This window comes from Clostridium sp. YIM B02500 (assembly GCF_022324665.1).
GTDB lineage: Bacteria > Bacillota > Clostridia > Clostridiales > Clostridiaceae > Clostridium > Clostridium beijerinckii.
The window spans coordinates 1-1,200 of the sequence record NZ_JAKGTE010000083.1; the positions used below are offsets into that span (position 1 = coordinate 1).

Sequence of the window (1,200 nt, forward strand, 5' to 3'; positions counted from 1 at the left end):
TATAGATATCCAAACTTAGAAATACACTTATGCATAGCATAGCTATTTTTACACAAACTAGTACTAGTTAATTTTTGTAAGGAGAAATAGCTATGGGTAGAAAAGGTATTGAAGTAACATCGTTATATAATTGGACGGTTGAAAATCTTAAGAAAATGAGAAATTCATCTAAAGACGAATTTGCTCGTAACGTGTTAACAGCTGTAATCATGAGATATGAAGGAAATAGTACTATTGAAATATCAAAGTTTTTATTAAAAACTAAATCAACAGTTATTCATTATATAAGAAGCTGGAATTCCGTCGGTCTTAAGGCACTTAAAGATGGCCGTGGTGCTTTGACCGGAGGAACTTTTACAGCTGAAATGAAGGATGATTTAGTAAATACTGTTCTAAATACGCATCCAAATGATTTTGGATTCATCGGTAATGTATGGACTTGCCCTCTTTTAGCGACATATATATATCAGAATTATGGAATAAAATATTCAGTTGAATATATACGAGTGTTACTAAAAAGAAGTAATTTGAGCTATAAACGAGCGCAACGCAAGCCAACTAAAGCTGATAAGGTCGAACAAGAAGTCTTTAAAAAAAATGCGATGCCTTCTCTCTACTGTAGAAAATTCTTCTGATTATGTTCTATATTCTTTAGACGAAACCGGACTTAGAACAGAGTCTGATATTCGCAGATCTTGGAGTCAAATTGGCGTATCCCCTATTTTAGAAAGTAACAACTCTCACGAGGGAATCAATATAATAGGTGCAACAGAAATCTCCAAGAACTTTGATACTATTATGGATGCTTATCCAGCTAAACATTCGATTAAATCACACGAAGTTGAAGTTTTTCTTGAAAGACTGCTTAAAATACATGTCGGTAAAAAGGTATATGTTTTACTGGATAATGCTAAATTTCATACCTCTAGAATAATACAAGACTTCGCTGACGCGCATAGCGAAGAATTGTTTTTAATAAATACTCCTAGATATTCTCCGGTTCTAAACCCACAAGAAAATATCTGGAATAAGTTGAAAAATTGTATTTTTAGTACTAGTGCTTTTATATCTATTGATGAGCTTTTTGAATCAGTAAATTCAATATATATTCATTTAAATGAAGATTTTAACATGGTTAAATCATTAGTTTATGCTAGAAATTACTATTCATAAGTTTAATTCTTGAATTGGATATCTATA

General features: G+C 31.4%; 2 protein-coding genes. Both read left to right on the forward strand.

What is annotated here, in order from left to right:
- Positions 1-92: 92 nt before the first annotated feature.
- Positions 93-635, forward strand: coding sequence for a winged helix-turn-helix domain-containing protein (locus L1S46_RS26200; protein ID WP_238901440.1), 543 nt, complete (start codon positions 93-95; stop codon positions 633-635).
- Entirely contained in the window at positions 598-1,173 is a 576-nt protein-coding gene (locus tag L1S46_RS26205) for a transposase (protein ID WP_238901442.1), read from the forward strand. The genes L1S46_RS26200 and L1S46_RS26205 overlap by 38 nt, the downstream gene beginning before the upstream one ends.
- The last annotated feature ends 27 nt before the right edge of the window (positions 1,174-1,200 follow it).

Coding starts and splice junctions, on each gene's coding strand:
- L1S46_RS26200 (WP_238901440.1), top strand. CDS start 93: ATGGGTAGAAAAGGTATTGAAGTAACATCGTTATATAATTGGACGGTT.
- L1S46_RS26205 (WP_238901442.1), top strand. CDS start 598: ATGCGATGCCTTCTCTCTACTGTAGAAAATTCTTCTGATTATGTTCTA.